1 protein-coding gene is annotated in these 1,937 nt (G+C 63.9%); it reads left to right on the forward strand.

Annotated elements, in window-relative coordinates; genetic code table 11:
- Positions 1 to 1,937, forward strand: a 1,937-nt coding sequence (locus ACK42S_RS17785; protein WP_409710754.1) for a DUF1156 domain-containing protein, incomplete at both ends; no start/stop codon positions are given.

Below are 1,937 nucleotides of genomic sequence, written 5' to 3' on the forward strand. Positions count from 1 at the left end.
CGTGATCGCCTGGTTGTGGGCGCGCACGGTAAAGAGCCCGAACCCGGCGTTCAGCCACGTCGATGTTCCGCTGGCATCGACCTTCGTGCTCTCCAGCAAGGCGGGCAAGGAGGCGTATGTGCAGCCGGTGGTGGAGGGCGACCAGTACCGTTTTACGGTGAGGGTGGGCACGCCGCCGGAAGAAGCGAAGGACGGAACCAAAGCCGCCGGTCGTGGCGCAAACTTCCGCTGTGTGCTGTCGGACACGCCCATCGGCGGCGACTACATCAAGGGCGAGGGGCAGGCCGGGCGCATGGGCGCAAGGCTGATGGCTATCGTCGCCGAAGGCGCGCGTGGTCGCGTCTATCTGGCACCGACTCAAGAACACGAGGATGCCGCTCGACAGACGCAGCCCACTTGGAAGCCCTCCGGTAATGTGCCTGCCCGCCTCACAGGCGGCACATGCGTTCCCTACGGTCTGACCGAGTGGGGCGACCTCTTCACCCCCCGCCAACTCGTCGCGTTGACTACCTTTTCTGACCTGGTGCAGGAGGCCATCAACATGTGCCGGCAGGACGCCATCGCCGCCGGCCTGCCCGACGATGGCGTGGGGCTGGACGCCGGCGGCACCGGCGCGGCGGCATATGCGGAGGCGGTCGGGGTGTACCTGGCTTTCGCCACAGACAAGGTGAGCGACCGAAATTCCAATCTATGCGCATGGGCAAGCCTCCGCGAACACGCCAGGAACACCTTCGGGCGGCAGTCGCTACCCATGACCTGGGACTTTGCTGAAAGCAATCCGCTTTCCGACTCCAGCGGCAACTTTGAAGGCGGCATCAAGTCGATTATTGACGCGCTCGCCGGCCTGGCCCCGGTAGCTCCTGGAAGGGCTCGCCAAGCGGATGCCCAGGGCCAGTCACTGTCCCTGAACAGGGTCGTTTCAACAGATCCACCGTATTACGACAACATTGCATACGCAGATTTGTCCGACTTCTTCTACGTCTGGTTGCGCAAGAGCCTTCGGTCGAGCTTCCCAGAGCTGTTCGCGACCTTGGCTGTTCCCAAAGCAGAGGAGCTTGTTGCGACGGCATACCGTCATGGCAGCAAAGAGAAGGCGGAGGCCTTCTTCCTTTCTGGCATGACCAAGGCCATGCACAACCTGGCCGAGAGCGCACATCCGGCCTTCCCTGTAACGATCTACTACGCCTTCAAGCAAGCCGAGACCAAGAGCGACGCTGGAACATCAAGCACGGGCTGGGAAACGTTTCTTCAGGCGGTCATTGATGCAGGGTTTGCGGTTACCGGGACCTGGCCGATGCGCACAGAGCTTGAGCGGCGCATGGTCGGTGCCGAAGCTAACGCGCTCGCGTCCAGCATCATATTGGTCTGCCGCCAACGCGCAAAGGATGCGCCTACCGTCAGTCGCCGCGAGTTCATCCGAGAACTGAACACAGTGCTGCCCGAGGCTCTCGACGAAATGACCCGCGGTGGCGTGAACTCTCCCGTCGCGCCAGTGGATTTGTCGCAAGCCATCATCGGCCCCGGCATGGCGATCTTCAGCCAGTACGCCGCGGTGCTGGAAGCCGACGGCACGCCGATGAGCGTGCGTACCGCGCTGCAGCTGATCAACCGCTTCCTCGCGGAAGACGACTTCGACCACGACACGCAGTTTTGTCTGCACTGGTTCGAGCAGCAGGGTTGGGCCACGGGCAAGTTCGGCGAGGCCGACGTGCTCGCCCGCGCCAAGGGCACCAGCGTGGCCGGGCTGCAGGCTTCGGGAGTTGTGGCCTCCAGCAAGGGCGAGCTGCGACTGCTCAAGTGGGCCGAGATGCCTCGCGACTGGTCGCCTGAGTCCGACGCGCGTCTGCCGGTGTGGGAAGCGCTGCACCAACTCATCCGCGCGCTGAACCAGGACGGCGAATCGGCCGCAGGCAACTTGCTCGCCCGCATGCCCGCCC

Source organism: Caldimonas sp., from assembly GCF_046289365.1.
Lineage (GTDB): Bacteria > Pseudomonadota > Gammaproteobacteria > Burkholderiales > Burkholderiaceae_C > Caldimonas.